Genomic DNA, 15397 nt, shown 5'->3' on the forward strand with positions numbered 1-15397 from the left:
ACGCGGGCAACGCGACACATCATAACGAGAGGCAACGGCGCATGACCAGGATTCATCCTACCGCGATCGTCGAACCGGGCGCGCAGATCGACGAGTCGGTCGAGATCGGGCCGTACGCGATCGTCGGGCCGCATGTGACGATCGGCGCGCGCACCACGATCGGCTCGCACAGCGTGATCGAAGGTCACACGACGCTCGGCGAAGACAACCGCATCGGCCATTACGCGTCGGTCGGCGGCCGTCCGCAGGACATGAAGTACAAGAACGAGCCGACCAGGCTCGTGATCGGCAACCGCAACACGATCCGCGAATTCACGACGATCCACACCGGCACCGTGCAGGACGCCGGCGTGACGACGCTCGGCGACGACAACTGGATCATGGCGTACGTGCATATCGGCCACGACTGCCGGGTCGGCAACAACGTGATCCTGTCGAGCAACGCGCAGATGGCCGGTCACGTCGAGATCGGCGACTTTGCGATCATCGGCGGGATGTCGGGCGTGCATCAGTTCGTGCGCATCGGCGCGCACTCGATGCTCGGCGGCGCGTCGGCGCTCGTGCAGGACGTGCCGCCGTTCGTGATCGCTGCAGGCAACAAGGCCGAGCCGCACGGCATCAACGTCGAAGGCCTGCGCCGGCGCGGTTTCTCGCCGGACGCGATCTCTGCGCTGCGCAGCGCGTACCGCCTGCTGTACAAGAACGGCCTGTCGCTCGACGAGGCCAAGGTACAGCTGCGCGAGCTCGCGAGCGCCGGCGGCGACGGCGATGCGCCGGTGGCCGCGCTCGTCGCGTTCGTCGACGCGTCGCAACGCGGCATCATCCGCTAACCGATGCCGCTGCCGACCAATCAGCTGCGGCTCGCCATGGTGGCCGGCGAGCCGTCGGGCGACCTGCTCGCGGCGTCGCTGCTCGGCGGGCTGCAGGCGCGACTGCCGGCGTCGACCCACTATTATGGGATCGGCGGGCAGCGCATGCTCGCGCACGGCTTCGACTCGCACTGGCAGATGGACAAGCTGACGGTGCGCGGTTACGTCGAGGCGCTGGGCCAGATCCCCGAGATTCTGCGCATTCGCGGCGAACTGAAGCGCCAGCTGCTCGCCGAGCGGCCCGACGCATTCATCGGCGTCGATGCACCCGACTTCAACTTCAACGTGGAACAGGCCGCGCGCGACGCGGGCATTCCGTCGATCCACTTCGTGTGCCCGTCGATCTGGGCGTGGCGCGGCGGGCGGATCAAGAAGATCGCGAAGTCGGTTGACCACATGCTGTGCCTGTTCCCGTTCGAACCGGCGATCCTCGACAAGGCGGGCGTCGCGTCGACGTACGTGGGCCATCCGCTCGCCGACGAGATCCCGCTCGAGCCCGACACGCACGGCGCGCGCATCGCGCTCGGCCTGCCGGCCGACGGCCCGGTGATCGCGGTGCTGCCGGGCAGTCGCCGCTCGGAGATCGCGCTGATCGGCCCGACGTTCTTCGCGGCGATGGCGCTGATGCAGGAGCGCGAGCCGGGCGTGCGCTTCGTGATGCCGGCGGCGACGCCCGCGCTGCGCGAACTGCTGCAACCGCTCGTCGCCGCGCATCCGCAACTCGCGTTGACGATCACCGACGGCCGCTCGCAGGTCGCGATGACGGCCGCCGACGCGATCCTCGTGAAGAGCGGCACCGTCACGCTGGAAGCCGCGCTGCTGAAGAAGCCGATGGTGATCTCGTACAAGGTGCCCTGGCTGACCGGCCAGATCATGCGCCGCCAGGGCTACCTGCCGTACGTCGGCCTGCCGAACATCCTGGCCGGGCGCTTCGTCGTGCCGGAGCTGCTGCAGCACTTCGCGACGCCCGAGGCGCTCGCCGACGCGACGCTCACGCAGTTGCGCGACGACGCGAACCGCCGCACGCTGACCGAAGTGTTCACCGAAATGCACCTGTCGCTGCGGCAGAACACGGCCGCGAAGGCGGCCGAAGCGGTCGTGCGGGTGCTCGAGCAACGCAAGGGGCGCGCATGACCGCCACTCGCGCACCACGTGCAGCGCGCGGCCGCGTGCCGCTCGACCAGCGCGGCTTCGATTTCAGCCGGCCCGACGACATCGTCTGCGGCGTCGACGAAGCCGGGCGCGGCCCGCTCGCGGGCCCGGTGGTCGCCGCCGCGGTGATCCTCGATCCCGCGCAGCCGATCGAAGGCCTCGACGATTCGAAGGCGCTGTCCGCGAAAAAGCGCGACGCGCTGTACGACCTGATCGTCGCGCGTTCGCGCGCATATTGCGTCGCGTCGGCCAGCGTCGACGAGATCGATACGCTGAACATCCTGCATGCGACGATGCTCGCGATGAAGCGCGCGGTCGAAGGCCTGTCGCTCATGCCGACGCTCGCGCAGATCGACGGCAACCGTTGCCCGACGCTGATGGTGCGCGCCGAGGCGATCGTCAGCGGCGACGCGCTCGTGCCGAGCATCTCGGCGGCGTCGATCCTCGCGAAAGTCACGCGCGACCGGATGCTCGTCGAGCTGCATGCCCGCCATCCGGTGTACGGCTTCGACGTGCACGCCGGCTACGGCACCGCGAAACATCTTGCCGCGCTGCGCGAGCATGGGCCGTGCGAAGCGCATCGGCGCTCGTTCGCACCCGTGCGCGCGGCGCTCGACCTGATTCGATGAAAAGCATCACCTCACGCGACAACCCGCTGTACAAGCGGCTGAAGGCGCTCGCGGGTTCGACGGCGCAGCAGCGCCGCGGCGGCCACGCGCTGCTCGAAGGTTTCCATCTGGCCGGCGCCTATCTCGACACGGGCGCGATCCCCGAGCTGTGTGTCGCGACCGAAGGCGCGCTCGCGCATGCCGAAGCGCGGGCGATCGTCGCGCGCATCGACGCGCCGCGGGTCGTCACGCTGCCCGACGCGCTGTTCGGTCAGCTGTCGAACGTGGTCAGCGGCGTCGGCCTGCTGCTGCTCGTCGAGCGGCCGGCGCAGCCGTTGCCGGCGCGCGTCACCGATACGTCGGTCGTGCTCGACGGCGTGCAGGACGCCGGCAACGTCGGCTCGATCCTGCGCAGCGCGGCGGCGGCCGGCGTGCGCCACGTGTTCTGTGCGCCGGGCACCGCGTATGCGTGGTCGTCGAAGGTGCTGCGCTCGGGCATGGGCGCCCACTTCCTGTTGTCGATTCACGAGGACGTCGAGCCGGACGCGCTCGCCGAGCGTCTCGACGTTCCGGTCGCGCTGACCGATTCGCACGGCGCGCAGGCCGTCTACGACTGCGACCTGTCCGGCCCCGTCGCATGGGTGTTCGGCAACGAGGGGGCGGGCGTGTCGGCCTTCTGGCGCGATGCGGCCACCCATCGCGTGACGATCCCGCAGCCGGGCGGGATGGAGTCGCTCAACGTCGCGGCGGCGGCGGCCGTGTGTCTGTTCGAGCAGGTGCGGCAGCAGCGGCGCAAATGAGACGCGCGCGCCGCGCGCCAGGTCGTCGGCGCGCAGCGCCCAGCAAAAAGCCGCGTTGAACGCGGCTTTTTGCTTTCTGGCGGCGGCGTGAGCGCCGCCGATGCAGCGCACGTCAGTACGACTGCCGCTCCAGGCGGATTTCCTGCAGGATCGTCGTCGCGATTTCCTCGATCGACTTGTGCGTCGACGACAGCCACTTGATCCCTTCGCGGCGCATCATCGCCTCCGATTCGTTGATCTCGTAACGGCAGTTCTCCGGCGCCGCGTACTTGCTGCCCGGGCGGCGCTCGTTGCGGATCTCCGACAGACGCTGCGGGTCGATCGACAGGCCGAACAGCTTTTCGCGATGCTGCGTCAGCGCCGACGGCAGCTTGCCGCGCTCGAAGTCTTCCGGAATCAGCGGATAGTTCGCCGCCTTCACGCCGTACTGCATCGCGAGATACAGGCTCGTCGGCGTCTTGCCGCTGCGCGACACGCCGACCAGGATCACGTCGGCTTCGGACAGGTTGCGGTTCGACTGGCCGTCGTCGTGCGCGAGCGAGAAGTTGATCGCCTCGATCCGCGTCTTGTATTCCTCGGTATCTGCGTTCTGGTGGCCGCGCCCCATCGCGTGGCTCGACTTCAGCTCGAGCTCCTGCTCGAGCGGCTCGACGAAGCGCTGGAACATGTCGAGCACGAGCGCGTTCGAGCGCTTGACGATGTCGTTCGACACGCTGTCGACGAGCGTGGTGAACACGATCGCGCGACGGCCGTCGTGCACGGCCGCTTCGTTGATTTTCTCGACGGTCGAATAGGCCTTTTCGAGCGAGTCGACGAACGGCACGCGCACGAGGCGGAATTTCTGGTCGAACTGGGACAGGATCGAATGCGCGAAGGTTTCGGCAGTGATCCCGGTGCCGTCGGAGACGATGAAAACGGTAGGCAGCATGAATCTGGGCGTCGAGCGTGAAGGGCGGTTGCGCGGGCGGCTGGAGGTTCGCCTCCACACGCGGTGACAAGGTCGCGCCACATCCGGCAGCCGGCACGGTAGAATAGCGGCAACCTGTTGGATAAGCAATTGCGGGGCGGTGCGCGCAGGGCGCCCGGCGCTTGCCGCGAGCCATCCAAAATTCCCGGCAAGTTCGGCGATTCGTCTGCATACGTCGCCTTTCTGCCGGGTTTTTGCACATCGAGGGTCGGAAGATTTCCACCGCTGCGATTGTTTCTCCAACAGGTTGCGCAAGACGCGCCGCGCCTTTTTGCAAGCGCCCGCGTTCGAGCCCACTTGCGCAATCGAGCATTTTTTTCACACTTAGGGGCTTGTATGACTAACGCAGCAAACGTCGCAAAGGACCAGGCGTATGTAATCCCGTTCGAGCAGTTGCGGATGACCGATGTGGAGATCGTGGGCGGCAAGAACGCGTCGCTCGGCGAGATGATCAGCCAGCTTTCCGAGGCAGGCGTTCGCGTCCCCACCGGCTTTGCCACGACCGCGCTCGCATTCCGCGATTTCCTCAAGCACAACGATCTGACCGATCGCATCGCCAAGCGTCTCGAGTCGCTCGACATCGACGACGTGAAGGCGCTCGCCGAAGCAGGCGCCGAAATCCGTAAATGGATCGTCGACGCACCGCTGCAGGCGCGTCTCGAGCAGGAAATCCGCGCGCAGTTCGAAATCCTGAAGAGCGGCTCGCCGGCCGAACTGTCGTTCGCCGTGCGCTCGTCCGCGACCGCGGAAGACCTGCCCGACGCATCGTTCGCCGGCCAGCAGGAGTCGTATCTGAACGTCGTCGGCATCGACGACGTGCTCGATCGCATGAAGCACGTGTTCGCGTCGCTGTACAACGACCGCGCGATCTCGTATCGCGTGCACAAGGGCTTCACGCACGCCGAGGTCGCACTGTCGGCAGGCGTGCAGCGCATGGTGCGTTCGGACGTCGGCGCGGCCGGCGTGATGTTCACGATCGACACCGAATCGGGCTTCAAGGACGCCGTGTTCATCACGTCGAGCTACGGCCTCGGCGAAACCGTCGTGCAGGGCGCCGTGAACCCGGACGAGTTCTACGTGTTCAAGACGACGCTCGCGCAGGACAGGTACCCGATCATCCGCCGCTCGATCGGCTCGAAGCTGATCAAGATGGAGTTCACGCAACCCGGCGAACCGGGCCGCGTGAAGACGGTCGACGTGTCGCACGAGCAGCGCAACCGTTATTCGATCACCGACGAAGACGTGATCGAGCTCGCGAAGTACGCGGTCATCATCGAGAAGCACTACCAGCGTCCAATGGACATCGAGTGGGGCAAGGACGGTCGCGACGGCAAGATCTTCATCCTGCAGGCACGTCCGGAAACGGTGAAGAGCCAGGCGAGCGGCAAGGCCGAGCAGCGCTTCAAGCTGAAGGGCCAGTCGCAGGTGCTGGCGACGGGCCGCGCGATCGGTCAGAAGATCGGCGCGGGCCCCGTGCGCGTGATTCAGGACCCGTCGGAAATGGAACGCGTGCAACCTGGCGACGTGCTGGTGGCCGACATGACCGACCCGAACTGGGAGCCGGTGATGAAGCGCGCATCGGCGATCGTCACGAACCGCGGCGGGCGCACCTGCCACGCGGCGATCATCGCGCGTGAGTTGGGCGTGCCGGCGGTCGTCGGCTGCGGCGACGCGACCGACGTGCTGAAGGACGGCGCGCTGGTGACGGTGTCGTGCGCGGAAGGCGACGAAGGCAAGATCTACGACGGGCTGCTCGAGACGGAAGTCACGGAAGTGCAGCGCGGCGAGTTGCCGGAAATTCCGGTCAAGATCATGATGAACGTCGGCAACCCGCAACTCGCGTTCGACTTCTCGCAGCTGCCGAACGCCGGCGTCGGTCTCGCGCGCCTCGAGTTCATCATCAACAACAACATCGGTGTGCACCCGAAGGCGATCCTCGAGTACCCGAACATCGATCAGGACCTGAAGAAGGCCGTCGAGAGCGTCGCGCGCGGTCATGCATCGCCGCGCCAGTTCTACGTCGACAAGCTGACCGAAGGCGTCGCGACGATCGCCGCGGCGTTCTACCCGAAGCCCGTGATCGTGCGTCTGTCCGACTTCAAGTCGAACGAGTACAAGAAGCTGATCGGCGGTTCGCGCTACGAGCCGGACGAGGAAAACCCGATGCTGGGCTTCCGCGGCGCATCGCGCTACATCGCCGAAGACTTCGCGCAGGCGTTCGAGATGGAATGCCGCGCACTGAAGCGTGTGCGCGACGAGATGGGCCTGACCAACGTCGAGATCATGGTGCCGTTCGTGCGTACCGTGAAGCAGGCGGAGCGCGTCGTCGGCCTGCTCGAGAAGTTCGGCCTGAAGCGCGGCGAGAACGGCCTGCGCCTCGTGATGATGTGTGAAGTCCCGACCAACGCGATCCTCGCCGAAGAGTTCCTGCAGCACTTCGACGGTTTCTCGATCGGCTCGAACGACCTCACGCAGCTCACGCTCGGCCTCGATCGCGACTCGGGCATGGAACTGCTGGCCGTCGACTTCGACGAACGCGACCCGGCCGTCAAGTTCCTGCTCAAGCGTGCGATCGACACCTGCCGCAAGATGGGCAAGTACGTCGGTATCTGCGGCCAGGGCCCGTCCGATCACCCGGATTTCGCGCAGTGGCTGGCCGACGAAGGCATCGTGTCGATTTCGCTGAACCCCGACACGATCATCGATACGTGGCAGGCGCTGGCCAAGCGGAAGTAACGGCAGCCCGCCGCTGCATCGAAAGGGCGGTCCGCCGCTCTTTCGATGAAGGCAAAATGCAAGCTTCGTGCTATAAACACCCCGGTATCTACCGGGGTGTTTTTTTATCTGCGCCCGCCGGATCGCTCGACGGTGCCGACCGCCACGCGCGGTCCGACAGCGAATATAGTGCGTAGTGGGGCGCAAGCGTTTTTCTGGAGACCACAATGATGTCGGGGCATCTGTTCTGGTGGATCGGGGTCGGCGTGCTGGTCGTGGCCGAACTGCTGACCGGCACCTTCTATCTGCTGATGATCGCGCTCGGCTTTCTCGCCGGCGGCCTGCTGCAGTTCGCCGGCTTCGCGCCGCACGTGCAGCTGGGCGCGGCCGCCGCGGTCGCGATCGTCGCGATGATCGCGCTGCGCCGCTCGGGGCTCGGGCGCAAGCAGAAGCGCGACACGTCGACCAATCCGGACGTCAATCTCGATATCGGCGCGACCCTTACGGTCGACGCGTGGCATGACGGCCGCGCGCGCGTGCAGTATCGCGGCGCCGACTGGGACGTCGAGCTGGCGAACGGCGAGCGCGACGATGCGCACGTGTACCGCGTCAGCGCCGTGCGTGGCAACTGTCTGGTCGTCGTCGCGAAAGCCGCGGGCTGATCGTCCACCGATAAAACAAGGAGGGAATATTTCATGGATTCGCTGATCGTCTGGGTCGTCCTGCTCGTCATCGCCATCGTGATCGTGTCGAAGACGGTGAAGATCGTGCCGCAGCAGCATGCGTGGGTGCTCGAGCGCTTCGGCCGGTATCACGCGACGCTGTCGCCCGGCCTGAACATCGTGCTGCCGTTCGTCGACCGGATCGCCTACCGCCACGTGCTGAAGGAAATTCCGCTCGACGTGCCGAGCCAGGTCTGCATCACGCGCGACAACACGCAGCTGCAGGTCGACGGCGTGCTGTACTTCCAGGTCACCGACCCGATGAAGGCGTCGTACGGATCGAGCAACTTCGTGCTCGCGATCACGCAGCTCGCGCAGACGACGCTGCGCTCGGTGGTCGGCAAGCTCGAACTCGACAAGACCTTCGAGGAACGCGACTTCATCAACCACAACATCGTGTCGGCGCTCGACCAGGCCGCGGCGAACTGGGGCGTGAAGGTGCTGCGCTACGAGATCAAGGACCTCACGCCGCCGAAGGAAATCCTGCACGCGATGCAGGCGCAGATCACCGCCGAGCGTGAGAAGCGCGCGCTGATCGCGGCATCCGAGGGCCGCAAGCAGGAGCAGATCAACCTCGCGTCGGGTGCGCGCGAGGCAGCGATCCAGAAGTCAGAAGGCGAGCGGCAGGCGGCGATCAACCAGGCGCAGGGCGAGGCGGCCGCGATTCTCGCGGTGGCCGACGCGAACGCGCAGGCGATCCAGAAAATCGCGAACGCGATTCAGTCGCAGGGCGGCATGGATGCGGTCAATCTGAAGGTGGCCGAGCAGTATGTCGGCGCATTCTCGAATCTGGCGAAGCAGGGCAATACGCTGATCGTGCCGGCCAACCTGTCGGATCTCGGGACCGCGATCGCCTCGGCGCTGACGATCGTCAAGAACGCGACGCCGGCAGCGGGCGGTAGGGGCTGAGCGTCCGCGGGGCTTGCAGCGGCGTCGGCCGCTGCCGGCTTCCGGCGTGCGGCGTATCGTCGCGCGGCTGCATTGCCGTGGCTGCGTCGGCGTGCAATTCCATCGGCAACGGCGTGGCAGTGCTGCACGCGCGCCGCGTCGCCCGATCCGCCTGTGCCGCCCACAGCAAAACGGCCCGCATCGAGCGGGCCGTTTCGTTGCTGCGGCAGCGCGTGCGTGTCACGTGCCGGCGCGCATGATGCGCGCCTTTTCGCGCTCCCAGTCGCGCTTCTTCTCGGTTTCGCGCTTGTCGTGCAGTTTCTTGCCCTTCGCGAGCGCGATGTCGCATTTCACGCGACCGCCCTTGTAGTGGAAGTTCAGCGGCACGAGCGTGTAGCCGCGCTGCTCGACCTTGCCGATCAATTTCTTGATTTCCTCACGGTGCAGCAGCAGCTTGCGCGTGCGGACCGGATCGGGCTTGATGTGCGTCGAGGCTTCGGGCAGCGGGCTGATGTGGGTGCCGATCAGGAAGATCTCGGCGTTCTTCACCACCACGTAGCCCTCCTTGATCTGGCCGCGCCCGGCGCGCAGCGCCTTGACTTCCCAGCCCTCGAGCACGAGCCCGGCTTCATAGCGTTCCTCGATGTGATAATCGAAGTGCGCTTTCCTGTTGTCGATGATGCTCATGAAAGGATTGGGCCAACTCGTTTAAAATCACGATTTTAGCAAAGCGGGGCGTGAATCGCCCGGCTTGCGTTCCCACTTCAAGCGATGCCGCGCGATTTATGGCAGATGTCCAGAAAACCGTATTGATCCGTCACTCGGCGGAACAGATGTTCGACCTCGTCACCGACGTGGCCGATTACCCCAATTTCCTGCCCTGGTGCGGCGGCGTCGAAGTTCGCCGCCAGGACGACCGCGGGATGGAAGCGCGCATCGACATCAACTTCAAGGGCATCAAGCAGCATTTCGCGACGCGCAACACGCAGCAGCGTCCGAGCCGGATCGACATGGAGTTCGCCGACGGCCCGTTCAAGAAGTTCACGGGCTCGTGGCGGTTCATCCCGCTGCGCGCCGATGCGTGCAAGATCGAATTCGCGCTGCACTACGAGTTCTCGAGCATCCTGCTCGAGAAGATCATCGGCCCGGTGTTCAGCCACATCGCGAACACTTTCGTCGATTCGTTCGTCAAGCGCGCCGACCAGCGCTACGGCAAGGGGTGAGGCGATGCTGTCGATCGAAGTCTGCTACGCGCTGCCGGACCGCCAGACGCTGATTCCCGTTTCATTGCCCGAGGGCGCGACCGTGCGCGCCGCGATCGACGCGAGCGGCGTGCTCGCGCTGCATCCGGAGATCGATCTCGCGCAGGCGAAAACCGGCGTGTTCGGCAAGCTCGCACCGCTCGACGCGCCGCTCGCCGACCACGACCGTGTCGAGATCTACCGGCCGCTGATCGTCGATCCGAAGCTCGCGCGCCAGCGGCGCGTCGACAAGACCCGCCGCGAAGGCTCGATCGAGGGCCGCAAGTGGATGCACAAGGACGCGCGCTGACGCGTCGCGTCGGCGTCGCGTCATCTCTTTTCTTTCCTGTTCATCGGCCGTACCGGCTCGATCGGCGGCCGGTTCAGTGACGTGTTCAGTGAGCCGTGACGTTCGCGTTCGCCGCGGCGTGCTCGCACGTGCTGTCGCCTGCATGCGGATCGCCGTGCCGACGCACCGACCCGTAGACGCCCGCGAGCAACAGCGCGAGCGCCGCGATCTCGAGCACGCGCGGCATCCGGTGGTCGTAGACGAACGCATAGAGCATCGCGAACACCGTTTCGAACACGATCAGCTGGCCCGACAGCGTGAGCGGCAGCCGCTTCGACGCCGCGTTCCAGAGTCCGTTGCCGAGCCACGACGCGCCGATCGCCAGCGCGAGATTCAGCAGCCAGAACAGCTGCCAGCGCGATGCCGGCAGCGCGGCCTGTATCGTGCCGGCCGGCAGCGCCAGGATCGCGAGCCAGCACAGGCCGCCGATCAGCCCGGTCACGACGCCCCACAGCACCGACCACTCGTTGCCGCCGAAGCGATGGTGGCGCTGCAGGTAGCGCGCGTTCGCGACCGCGTACCAGGTCCAGCTCGCCAGCGCGCCGCTGGCGCAGGCGATGCCGAGGAGCTTCTCGCCGAGCGTGGTCGCATGCGCGGCGGCCGACGTGAACAGATCGACGTTGATGCAGACGATGCCCGCGATCACCAGCGCGAGCGGTGCCGCGAGGCGCCGCAGCGGCACCGCGCCGTGGTCGCTCAGGCCCGCGAGCGTGACGGTCACGGGCAGCACGCCGACGATCAGCGAGCTGGGGCCGATGCCGATCAGATGCACGGCGCCGGACAGCAGCATGTAGTACGCGACGTTGCCGATCAGCGCGAGCTTCGCGAGCGCCACGACGTCTTCGCGGGTCAGCCGCGCGAGCAGCGAGCGGGCGGCCGGCAGCGCGGCCGCCAACGACACGAGACCGTACATCGCGTAGCGGCCGGCGCTCAGCAGCAGCGGCGAGAAGTCGGTCAACAGCCGCGGCACCAGAAACACCATGCCCCACAACGCGCCCGCCAGGACGCCATACACTACACCGCGCTGCATCGACTGCTCCGAACAAAAGACTGACGAGCGCGCATCTTAGCGAGGGTCAAGCGAAGGCGTCTTGTTCATTCCTGCACAGGGGGGTGGACGTGGTGCGCGTGCGGCCGCGGTGCGATCGCAGGCGTATCAGCGTTCGGCTGCTGCGTCGGCGTCGGCGTCGCTGTCGTGCACGGCGTTCCCCGACGCGGGGCGGCGCACCGCGCGCAGCGTGCCGCTGTTGCCGCCGCCGCAGTAGAACGTGTCGCGGCCGTCGGATTCCAGTCCCGACACGCCGACGCCGGCCGGCATGTCGACCTGCTCGAGCACGTGTCCGGTGCCGGGGTCGACGCGTCGCAGCGCGCTTTCGTCCGCTTCCCACGTGCCGTGCCACAGTTCGCCGTCGACCCAGGTCACGCCGGTGACGAAGCGGTTCGATTCGATCGTGCGCAGCACGGCGCCCGACTGCGGATCGATCTGATGAATCTTGCGCTCGCGGTATTGCCCGACCCACAGCGTGCCTTCGGCCCAGGCGAGCCCGGAATCCGCGCCGCCGCCGGGCGCGGGGATCGTCGCGAGCACGCGGCCCGAGTCGCGGTCGATCTTTTCGATGCGGTCCTCGACGATCTGGAACAGGTGGCGGCCGTCGAACGCGGTGCCCGCATGCGCGGCGACGTCCAGCGTGCGCACCGTCGTGCCGGCACCGGGATCGAGCGCATTGAGCTTGTCGCCGGACGCGAACCACACGTGCTGCCCGTCGAACGTGACGCCGTGCACGCCGTCGACGCCGGCAAACGGGCCGTATTCGCGCAGGATGCTTGCGGTGGAACGTTTCATGTCTGTCTCCTCGTCGTGGGTAGGCCCATCCTAGTCGCCCGGCAGCACCACGGGGAGTAACAATGCGGTCGCGAATCCGGGCGGCGCGGGCGTGAGCCAGCGGCGCGCACGGCCGCGACCGAGCGCCTGGACCTTGCCGGCGGCCGCCAGCGCTTCGAGCGCACGCTGCACGGTGCGCTGGCTGGCGCCGAGCGCGAGCGCCAACGCGGAGCTCGACCATGCGTCGCCGTCGGCGAGCAGCGCGAGCACGGCAGCGTGGCGATCGTCGACGACGCGCGCGAGCACGACGATGTCAGCGGCGCCGAGCGGCTCGAGCGCGAAGCCGTCGGCGGTGGCGGTCAGCTTCGCGAGCGGCCGCAGCATCGCGCGCAGGCGGCCGATCTCGACGCGCAGGCGCGCGCGATGCGAATCGTCCGCGTGTCTCGCGCGAAACGCGGCGGCGACGAGCGCGTTCCTCGACACGTCGCGCGGCCACGCTTCGCCGAGCACGCGCGCGAGCGTGAACAGCACCGGGCGGCGCGCGAGCGACACGCTTGCGCGCGCATCGCGCACGGCATGCCGGCACGCGTCGACGACCAGCGCGTCCGACTCGAACAGCGCCTGTACTTCGTCGAGCCGCACGAGCCGCGATGCCCCGCGTGCGATGAGCCGCGCGGCCGGCGTATCGAGCGCGCGCGCGGCCGTCTCGACTTCGGCGCTCAGTGCGGCGATGCCGGCATGTTGCGCGGCCGCGCGCGCACGGGCCAGCGCGGCGCGCGCCGCGTGCGGGCGGATGCGGCGGATCGCGATGCCGGCCGCGATCAGTTCGTGTGCCGCGCGCGACGCCGGCGGCAGCGCGGCGGGCTCGAGCTGCGCGAGTTGCTGCTCGGCGTCGTCGACGCGTCCGATCAGCAGCAGCCGGCGCACGCCGAGATAACGCGCATGGGCCGCGTTCGCGCGATCGCCGTGCGCGTCGAGCGTCGCGCATGCGGCGTCGAGTGCGCGCGACGGCCAGCGCAGATCGCGCGACGCCAGCGCGATCTCGGCTTGCGCGACCACGCAGCGCGCGCGTGCGACGGCTTCGTGCGGGCCGAACGCGCGCGCCGCCGCGCGCATGAGCGCGCGGGCGCGCTCGAAGTCGCCGAGCTGAGCCAGCGCGATGCCGCGCAACGCGAGCGCGGGCGCGTCGCCGCGCAGTGCGACGCGGTTCAGCGCGCCGAGCGGGTCGCCGGCCGCGAGCGCGCGTGCGGCGGCGGTGATTAGCGAATCCATGCGAATCCCGACACAGTTGTCACTCCCTCGCGTCCGATCCCGGGCCCTAATCTAGCACCACGCACACGGCGAAGCCGCCGTGCCCGAATCCCGACGAAAGGAGAAACCCGCAATGACGACCCATCTCACCGGAACGCGCGACGAATGGCTGACGGCGCGACGCGCGCTGCTCGACGCGGAAAAGACGCTCACGCGCCATAGCGACGCGCTCGCACGGCGTCGCGAGGCGCTGCCGTGGGTGCGCGTGGACAAGACCTACCGGTTCGACACCGAGCACGGCGCGGCGACGCTCGACGATCTGTTCGACGGCCGTTCGCAGCTGCTCGTCTATCACTTCATGTTCGGCCCCGACTACAAGGCCGGCTGCCCGTCGTGCTCGGCGCTCGCCGATGGCTTCGACGGTTTCGCCGTCCATCTCGCGAACCACGACGTGACGCTCGCGGCGGTGTCGCGCGCGCCGCTCGCGAAGCTGCTGGCGTACCGGCAGCGCATGGGCTGGCGGTTTCCGTGGGCGTCGTCGGAAGGCGGCGCGTTCAATTTCGACTTCAACGTGTCGTTCACCGAAGCGCAGCAGCGCACCGGCGACGTCGAATACAACTATGCGCGCGCCGCTCACGCGATGGACGTGGATCCGCCGCCGGCCGCGGTCGCGCAGTTCGCCGCGACCTGCGGCACCGATGCCGCGACGTATGCGCGCGACCGCCCGGGGATGAGCGCGTTCGTGCGCGAGGACGGCGTCGTCTATCACACGTATTCGACCTATGCGCGCGGGCTCGATGCGCTGTGGGGCATGTACGCGTGGCTCGACCGCGCGCCGCTCGGCCGCAACGAGACGGGCGTGTGGTGGCGCCGTCACGACGAATACGCGCGCGATTGAGCGCGGAGGCGGGCGATGCGTCGCGCGACTCGATCGGGCCGGCACTCCGTTGCCCCGCGCAGCGCGGACCGCGCGTTCTGCGCGGCGCTCGCGGCCGCATTCGCCGCGGCGCTGTGGGCGACGCTGGCGCTGCATGCGTCGATGGACGCGATGGGCGGCACGCCGATGGCCGGCGGCTGGACGCTGTCGGCCGCGTGGGGCGGATCGTGCGGATGGCGGCCGGGCAGGGCGTTCGGCGAGTTCGTCGGCATGTGGGCGGCGATGACGGCGACGATGATGCTGCCGGTGCTGGCGCCCGAGCTGTGGCGGTATCGCCGCCGGATGGGCGCGTCGGGCGATGCGCGCGCGGGATGGCGCGTCGTGGTGGCGGGTGCCGGGTATCTCGGCGTATGGCTCGTGCTTGGCGCGATGGTGTTTCCCGTGGGTGCCGGGCTGGCGGCCGCGGCCGCGCGGCCGCCCGCGCTCGCCGCCGCGATGCCGGTGGCGGCCGGTGCGGTCGTGTTCGCTGCCGGCGTGCTGCAGTTTTCCGGCTGGAAGCGGCGCCGGCTTGCCTGCTGCCGGCACATGGCCGCGGCGGACGACGACGGCCCGCGAGCCGGCGTGGGCGCTGCATGGCTGTACGGCCTGCGGGCCGGCGTGCGCTGTGCCGCGTGCTGCGGCAATCTGATGGGCGCGGCCGTCGCAGCCGGCATGATGGATCTGCGCGTGATGACGATCGTGACGGCCGCGATCGCCGCCGAACGGCTCGCGCCTGGCGGCGCGTGCGTGGCGCGCGTCGTCGGCGGCGTGGCGCTCGGCGCGGGTGCGGTGATGGTCGTGCGTGCGGTGGCTGCGCTGGCGTAGCCGCGCGTCGGGCGCTGGGTGCCGCCGCTGCATATCGAAGCCGACTGGCGGCTCGCTGCAAGCAGTGCGGCGCCGCCGCGCCACTTCGTCGCGCGCGGGCCGATTCCGGCCGCTTCGCCCTGCCTGCGCGAATGCTGCGAGCGCCGGGTGAAACGAAAGGCGATCGAAAACGAACCGAACGGCGATCCGAACGATTCGGCCCCCGAACGCTCCCGAACGGCTAACCCGTTGTTCGTGTTGTGAAAATCCGCGGCGCTTCGCGTATAATTCGC

At 68.1% G+C, this 15397-nt stretch carries 17 protein-coding genes; 12 read left to right on the plus strand and 5 right to left on the minus strand.

Features of this window, described 5'->3' with window-relative positions; translation table 11 throughout:
- Positions 1 to 41: 41 nt before the first annotated feature.
- The 4 genes from lpxA to EX20_RS26830 are packed head-to-tail and all read left to right on the plus strand — an operon-like array spanning position 42 to position 3429.
- Positions 42 to 830 (plus strand): acyl-ACP--UDP-N-acetylglucosamine O-acyltransferase, encoded by a 789-nt coding sequence (lpxA, locus tag EX20_RS26815; RefSeq protein ID WP_011885133.1) that lies wholly within the window; start codon positions 42 to 44, stop codon positions 828 to 830.
- A 3-nt stretch (positions 831 to 833) separates the two neighbouring features.
- Complete coding sequence (gene lpxB, locus EX20_RS26820) at positions 834 to 2003, plus strand: lipid-A-disaccharide synthase (protein ID WP_011885132.1); 1170 nt, start codon at positions 834 to 836, stop codon at positions 2001 to 2003.
- Positions 2000 to 2650 (plus strand): ribonuclease HII, encoded by a 651-nt coding sequence (rnhB, locus tag EX20_RS26825; protein ID WP_011885131.1) that lies wholly within the window; start codon positions 2000 to 2002, stop codon positions 2648 to 2650. The genes lpxB and rnhB overlap by 4 nt, the downstream gene beginning before the upstream one ends.
- Positions 2647 to 3429: a TrmH family RNA methyltransferase gene (locus EX20_RS26830; RefSeq protein ID WP_034195314.1), complete on the plus strand. Its 783-nt coding sequence runs from the start codon at positions 2647 to 2649 to the stop codon at positions 3427 to 3429. Before rnhB ends, EX20_RS26830 begins: the two co-directional genes overlap by 4 nt.
- A gap of 112 nt (positions 3430 to 3541) precedes the next feature.
- On the opposite strand, the gene ppsR is transcribed toward EX20_RS26830, so the two are convergent.
- Complete coding sequence (ppsR, locus tag EX20_RS26835; protein ID WP_011885129.1) at positions 3542 to 4357, minus strand: posphoenolpyruvate synthetase regulatory kinase/phosphorylase PpsR; 816 nt, start codon at positions 4355 to 4357, stop codon at positions 3542 to 3544.
- 375 nt (positions 4358 to 4732) lie between these two features.
- Here ppsR and ppsA point away from each other — a divergent pair, with 375 nt between their 5' ends.
- The 3 genes from ppsA to EX20_RS26850 all read left to right on the plus strand — a co-directional run bounded on the left by ppsA (position 4733) and on the right by EX20_RS26850 (position 8742).
- The gene (gene ppsA, locus EX20_RS26840; RefSeq protein ID WP_034195315.1) at positions 4733 to 7132 is read left to right on the plus strand and encodes a phosphoenolpyruvate synthase; all 2400 of its coding nucleotides are present in this window, start codon (positions 4733 to 4735) and stop codon (positions 7130 to 7132) included.
- Positions 7133 to 7338: 206 nt separating this feature from the next.
- Positions 7339 to 7773: an NfeD family protein gene (locus EX20_RS26845; RefSeq protein ID WP_011885127.1), complete on the plus strand. Its 435-nt coding sequence runs from the start codon at positions 7339 to 7341 to the stop codon at positions 7771 to 7773.
- 33 nt (positions 7774 to 7806) lie between these two features.
- Positions 7807 to 8742: an SPFH domain-containing protein gene (locus tag EX20_RS26850; protein WP_011885126.1), complete on the plus strand. Its 936-nt coding sequence runs from the start codon at positions 7807 to 7809 to the stop codon at positions 8740 to 8742.
- A 219-nt stretch (positions 8743 to 8961) separates the two neighbouring features.
- Here the strand turns inward: EX20_RS26850 and smpB are convergent, their stop codons facing one another.
- Positions 8962 to 9408: an SsrA-binding protein SmpB gene (gene smpB, locus EX20_RS26855; RefSeq protein ID WP_006478511.1), complete on the minus strand. Its 447-nt coding sequence runs from the start codon at positions 9406 to 9408 to the stop codon at positions 8962 to 8964.
- Between the two features lie 98 nt (positions 9409 to 9506).
- On the opposite strand from smpB, the gene EX20_RS26860 reads away from it, so the two are divergent.
- Together EX20_RS26860 and EX20_RS26865 are read left to right on the plus strand one after the other, a co-directional pair.
- Positions 9507 to 9944, plus strand: a complete 438-nt coding sequence (locus EX20_RS26860; RefSeq protein WP_011885125.1) for a type II toxin-antitoxin system RatA family toxin — start codon at positions 9507 to 9509, stop codon at positions 9942 to 9944.
- 4 nt (positions 9945 to 9948) lie between these two features.
- Positions 9949 to 10272 carry an RnfH family protein gene (locus tag EX20_RS26865; RefSeq protein WP_011885124.1) on the plus strand — a complete coding sequence of 108 codons (324 nt, stop codon included), beginning with the start codon at positions 9949 to 9951 and terminating at the stop codon, positions 10270 to 10272.
- Between the two features lie 85 nt (positions 10273 to 10357).
- Here the strand turns inward: EX20_RS26865 and EX20_RS26870 are convergent, their stop codons facing one another.
- The 3 genes from EX20_RS26870 to EX20_RS26880 form a co-directional block, all read right to left on the minus strand.
- Positions 10358 to 11341 carry a DMT family transporter gene (locus tag EX20_RS26870; RefSeq protein WP_034195316.1) on the minus strand — a complete coding sequence of 328 codons (984 nt, stop codon included), beginning with the start codon at positions 11339 to 11341 and terminating at the stop codon, positions 10358 to 10360.
- A gap of 126 nt (positions 11342 to 11467) precedes the next feature.
- The gene (locus EX20_RS26875) at positions 11468 to 12154 is read right to left on the minus strand and encodes a Vgb family protein (RefSeq protein WP_034195317.1); all 687 of its coding nucleotides are present in this window, start codon (positions 12152 to 12154) and stop codon (positions 11468 to 11470) included.
- 30 nt (positions 12155 to 12184) lie between these two features.
- Positions 12185 to 13405 (minus strand): hypothetical protein, encoded by a 1221-nt coding sequence (locus EX20_RS26880; protein ID WP_011885121.1) that lies wholly within the window; start codon positions 13403 to 13405, stop codon positions 12185 to 12187.
- A gap of 112 nt (positions 13406 to 13517) precedes the next feature.
- Here EX20_RS26880 and EX20_RS26885 point away from each other — a divergent pair, with 112 nt between their 5' ends.
- Genes EX20_RS26885 through EX20_RS26895 form a run of 3 tightly spaced genes read left to right on the plus strand, consistent with a single transcriptional unit; the run spans position 13518 to position 15368 of the window.
- On the plus strand, positions 13518 to 14282 hold the full coding sequence (locus EX20_RS26885) for a DUF899 domain-containing protein (RefSeq protein WP_011885120.1): 765 nt from the start codon (positions 13518 to 13520) through the stop codon (positions 14280 to 14282).
- A 15-nt stretch (positions 14283 to 14297) separates the two neighbouring features.
- A complete protein-coding gene (locus EX20_RS26890) occupies positions 14298 to 15125 on the plus strand; it encodes a DUF2182 domain-containing protein (RefSeq protein WP_034195318.1) in 828 nt (275 codons plus the stop codon).
- A gap of 18 nt (positions 15126 to 15143) precedes the next feature.
- Positions 15144 to 15368, plus strand: a complete 225-nt coding sequence (locus EX20_RS26895; protein ID WP_034195319.1) for a hypothetical protein — start codon at positions 15144 to 15146, stop codon at positions 15366 to 15368.
- Positions 15369 to 15397 lie beyond the last annotated feature (29 nt).

The sequence above is a fragment of the Burkholderia sp. WP42 genome, from assembly GCF_000745665.1.
Lineage (GTDB): Bacteria > Pseudomonadota > Gammaproteobacteria > Burkholderiales > Burkholderiaceae > Burkholderia > Burkholderia vietnamiensis.